Genomic DNA, 4,546 nt, shown 5'->3' with positions numbered 1-4,546 from the left:
CTCAGACATCGAGAGTAGTGTTGTGTTCCCATTGTGAGAACTGTGAGCAGTATGTGTTCCACTCACGGTGTTTGAGCTTGAGGTATGCGGTTGAGAACCCGGTTCCGAGGGCTTTCTGGAGGTCTGGGTCGGCTTCGTAGGCTCTGAGGGCGTCGAGGAGGTTCATGGGGAGCTTGGGGGCGTCGGTGATGGTGTGGCCCTCGGCATACATGTCGATGTCGGAATAGGGGCCGGGATCGGCGTCGGTGCGGATGCCGGAGAGGCCGGCGGCGATGATGATGGCCTGCAGCAGGTAGGGGTTGACGGCGCCGTCGGGCAGGCGCAGCTCGAAGCGGCCGGGGCCGGGCACGCGCACCATGTGGGTGCGGTTGTTGCCGGTCCAGGTGACGGTGTTGGGCGACCAGGTGGCGCCGGAGATGGTGCGCGGCGCGTTGATGCGCTTGTAGGAATTGACGGTGGGGTTGGTGATGGCGGCGAGCGCCGAGGCATGCTTCATGATGCCGCCGAGGAAGGTCTTGCCCTTGGCGGAAAGACCGAACGGCATGGCCTTGTCGGCGAAGGCGTTGACCTTGCCGGCGAGATCCCAGACCGAGATATGGGCGTGGCAGCCATTGCCGGTGAGCCCTTTGAAGGGCTTGGGCATGAAGGTGGCGCGAAGCCCGTGCTTTTCGGCGACGGACTTGACCATGAACTTGAAGAAGGAGTGCTTGTCGGCGGTGGCAAGGGCGTCGTCATATTCCCAGTTCATCTCGAACTGGCCGTTGGCGTCCTCGTGATCGTTCTGGTAGGCCTTCCAGCCGAGCGCGAGCATGTGATCGCAGATCTCGGCGATGACATCGTAGCGGCGCATCAGCGCCTGCTGGTCGTAGCAGGGCTTTTCGGCGGTATCCTTGGCGTCGGAGATTTCCGAACCGTCTTCGGAGATCAGGAAGAACTCCGGCTCGACGCCGGTCTTGACGCGCAGCCCGAGTTCGGCGGCCTCGGCCACCAGCGTCTTGAGAACGACGCGCGGGGCCTGATCGAGCGGCTTGCCGTCCATGTGGAGATCGGCGGCCACCCAGGCCACTTCCTTCTTCCACGGAAGCTGGATGACGGAGGAGGCATCGGGAATGGCGAAGAGATCGGGATGGGCGGGGGTGAGGTCGAGCCAGGTGGCAAAGCCGGCAAAGCCCGCGCCATCTTCCTGCATCTCGGCGATCGCCTCGGCCGGAACCAGCTTGGCGCGCTGGGCGCCGAACAGGTCCGTATAGCTGATCATGAAGTATTTGACGCCCTTCTCGCGGGCGAAGGCTGCAAGGTCAGTGGTCATGTCCGTTCCCCTTATTGGTTTATCTTGGACAGGATTGGGTCAAGGCGGCTCCGTTTGCGAAGGCAGGCCGGCCCTGGGAGGACGCCGGACTGCAGGAACCGCGGTTCGAAAGAAGCCCGCGAACGGGTCGCGGGCTTCGGGAGGAAAGAGGCTGGCCTCAGAACGGGGTGGTGCCGGGCACCCAGCTGGTGCCGGCCAGCGGCACACGCGCCATGGCGGCGGCCTCGATGGTCAGCGCCACCAGATCTTCCGGCTCGAGGTTGTGGACGTGGTTATGGCCGCAGGCGCGCGCAATCGTCTGGGCTTCCAGCGTCATCACCTTGAGGTAGTTGGCAAGGCGGCGGCCGGCCACGACCGGGTCGAGACGGCTCGAAAGCTCCGGGTCCTGCGTGGTGATGCCGGCGGGGTCCTTGCCCTCGTGCCAGTCGTCATAGGCGCCGGCGGTGGTGCCAAGCTTCTGGTACTCGCTTTCCCAGTGCGGATCGTTGTCGCCGATGGCGACCAGCGCCGCCGTGCCGATGGCGACCGCATCGGCGCCGAGCGCCAGGGCCTTCGCCACGTCAGCACCCGAGCGGATGCCGCCGGAGACGACGAGCTGCACCTTGCGGTGCATGCCGAGATCCTGCAGCGCCTGAACGGCGGGACGGATACAGGCGAGCGTCGGCATGCCGACATGCTCGATGAACACGTCCTGCGTGGCGGCGGTGCCACCCTGCATGCCGTCGAGCACCACGACGTCAGCCCCGGCCTTCACGGCAAGGGCCGTGTCGTAATAGGGGCGCGCGCCGCCGATCTTGATGTAGATCGGCTTTTCCCAGTCGGTGATCTCGCGCAGTTCGCCGATCTTGATCTCCAGATCGTCCGGGCCGGTCCAGTCGGGGTGACGGCAGGCCGAGCGCTGGTCGATGCCCTTGGGCAGGTTGCGCATGTGGGCCACACGGTCGGAGATCTTCTGGCCGAGCAGCATGCCGCCGCCGCCGGGCTTGGCGCCCTGGCCGATGACGACTTCGATGGCATCGGCGCGGCGCAGATCCTTCGGGTTCATGCCGTAGCGCGAGGGCAGGTACTGGTAGACCAGCGTCTGGGAATGACCGCGTTCCTCGTCCGTCATGCCGCCGTCGCCGGTGGTGGTGGAGGTGCCGGCAATCGTCGCACCGCGACCGAGCGCTTCCTTGGCCGGGCCCGACAGGGCGCCGAAGGACATGCCGGCAATGGTGATCGGCGTCTTCAGGTGGATCGGCTTCTTCGCAAAGCGCGAACCGAGCACCACCGAGGTGTCGCAGCGTTCGCGATAGCCTTCAAGCGGATAGCGCGACATGGAGGCGCCGAGGAACAGCAGGTCGTCGAAGTGGGGCACCTTGCGCTTGGTGCCGGCGCCGCGGATGTCGTAGATGCCGGTGGCCGCCGCGCGACGGATTTCCGCCAGCGTGTAGTCATCGAAGGTCGCGGACTTGCGCGGCGGGGTGTGGGGGTTCTGGTAACTCATGGGGCAATTCCTCAGCCTTGAGGGAGGCGCTTCATCGGTTTGTTTCGTCGCAATCGACGGACGGAAAACCGCTTCGCACTTTTCCTGCGATTGCTTTAATAAGCGTCTGCATTGTCGATGTTGAAGTTGTAGAGCGTGCGGGCCGAACCGTAGCGCTTGAACTCCTCGGGCTTGACGTCGGTGACGCCGGCCTTGTCCAGAAGCTCCTTCAGCTTCTCGACATGTTCGGGGCGCAGTTCCTTCTCGATGCAGTCGGCGCCGAGGCTCTTGACCGAACCGCGCACGAAGAGCTTGGCCTCATAGAGACTGTCGCCCAGCGCATCGCCGGCATCGCCGAGCACGACGAGATGGCCGGACTGGCCCATGAAGGCCGACATGTGGCCGATGGAACCATGCACGACGATATCGATGCCCTTCATCGAGATGCCGCAGCGGGACGCCGCATTGCCCTTGATGACGAGCAGGCCGCCGCGGCCGGTGGCGCCGGCATACTGGCTGGCATCGCCCTCGATGACGACCGTGCCGCTCATCATGTTCTCGGCAACGCCCGGGCCGGCCGAGCCGTGCACCGTGACCGCGCCGCCGTCATTCATGCCGGCGCAGTAATAGCCGACCGAACCCTTGACCTCCACCGTCACCGGCTGATCGATGCCGACGGCCACCGCATGGCTGCCGCGCGGGTTCAACACTTCGAAGGAAAGGTCGTTCTTGCCGGCCTCGATGGAATGCAGCGCCTGGTTCAGGTCGCGCAGCGGCTGGGTGGAAAGATCGAATGTGGGCATCTGTTCAAAGTCCTTTATGCGCGGCGTTCACCCGGCAGGACGGCGCATCCCCGCGCCGCCTCCGGCTTCGCCCGGAAAATCTCACCGTAAGTCTCAGGCCGCCTGGCCGTGATCCCAGAAGTAGACGGTGGCCGGCTCCGGCTCCCAGACGCGGGCCGTCTCGATGCCCGGCAGGTTGACCAGCGCCCGGTATTCCGAACCGAAGGCCACATACTGGTCCGTCTCGGCCATCACCGCCGGCTTGCAGGCGATGGGATCGCGCAGCACGCCGAAGCCCGACTTCGTGCCGACCACGAAGGTGAAGAAGCCGTCGAGATCGTCGATGGCATTGCCGAGCGCGCCGCCCAGATCCTCGCCCTTGTTCATCTCGGCCGTCAGATAGGCGGCCGCCACTTCCGAATCGTTCTGGGTCGCAAAGCTCATGCCCGCCTTCACCAGTTCGCGGCGCAGGTTGTTGTGGTTCGACAGCGAGCCGTTATGCACCAGGCACTGGTCCGAACCCGTCGAGAACGGGTGCGCGCCGAGCGTCGTCACCGCGCTCTCCGTCGCCATGCGGGTGTGGCCGATGCCATGCGTGCCGGTCATCGAGGCAATGTCGAAGCGCGCCACCACATCCTTCGGCAGGCCCGTTTCCTTGTAGATTTCGATCGTCTCGCCGCTCGACATCACCCGAAGACCCGGACGCACCGAGGCGATCGCCGCCTTCGCCGCATCCAGAAGGCCGGCATCCACCGTCACCACCGCATGCGTATCCTTGACCGCAACCGAAACCTTCGAACCGAGCGCCGCTTCCAGAGCCCCGTCCAGACCCGCGAAATCAACCTCCGGCGTCGCAGACTGAACCGTCACCTTCGCCTTGCCTGCTTCCGCACCGCCATAAATCGCGATCCCGGCCGAATCCGGACCACGGTCCGTCATCGTTACAAGCATGTCGCTCAGCAACTCACCCAACCGACCCTCAAGAGAACG

The 4,546-nt window shown here is 65.0% G+C and carries 4 protein-coding genes; all 4 read right to left on the bottom strand.

Features of this window, described 5'->3' with window-relative positions; genetic code table 11:
* Window position 1: 1 nt before the first annotated feature.
* Window positions 2–1,309, bottom strand: coding sequence for a type III glutamate--ammonia ligase (gene glnT, locus GGQ66_RS22765; protein ID WP_183796003.1), 1,308 nt, complete (start codon window positions 1,307–1,309; stop codon window positions 2–4).
* A 157-nt stretch (window positions 1,310–1,466) separates the two neighbouring features.
* Entirely contained in the window at window positions 1,467–2,795 is a 1,329-nt protein-coding gene (locus GGQ66_RS22760; RefSeq protein ID WP_183796001.1) for an FMN-binding glutamate synthase family protein, read from the bottom strand.
* A 95-nt stretch (window positions 2,796–2,890) separates the two neighbouring features.
* Window positions 2,891–3,577, bottom strand: coding sequence for a GltB/FmdC/FwdC-like GXGXG domain-containing protein (locus GGQ66_RS22755; protein ID WP_183795999.1), 687 nt, complete (start codon window positions 3,575–3,577; stop codon window positions 2,891–2,893).
* Window positions 3,578–3,670: 93 nt separating this feature from the next.
* A partial coding sequence (locus GGQ66_RS22750; protein ID WP_183795997.1) for a class II glutamine amidotransferase occupies window positions 3,671–4,546 on the bottom strand: 876 nt, incomplete at its 5' end.

Source organism: Allorhizobium borbori (assembly GCF_014196535.1).
GTDB lineage: Bacteria > Pseudomonadota > Alphaproteobacteria > Rhizobiales > Rhizobiaceae > Ectorhizobium > Ectorhizobium borbori.
The sequence above is the reverse complement of the archived record's forward strand: the minus strand, read 5'-3'. Positions and strand labels throughout refer to the sequence as shown.

Bases quoted from the DNA above. Each gene is read 5' to 3' on its own strand.
- glnT (WP_183796003.1), bottom strand. From the start codon at position 1,309: ATGACCACTGACCTTGCAGCCTTCGCCCGCGAGAAGGGCGTCAAATAC.
- GGQ66_RS22760 (WP_183796001.1), bottom strand. From the start codon at position 2,795: ATGAGTTACCAGAACCCCCACACCCCGCCGCGCAAGTCCGCGACCTTC.
- GGQ66_RS22755 (WP_183795999.1), bottom strand. From the start codon at position 3,577: ATGCCCACATTCGATCTTTCCACCCAGCCGCTGCGCGACCTGAACCAG.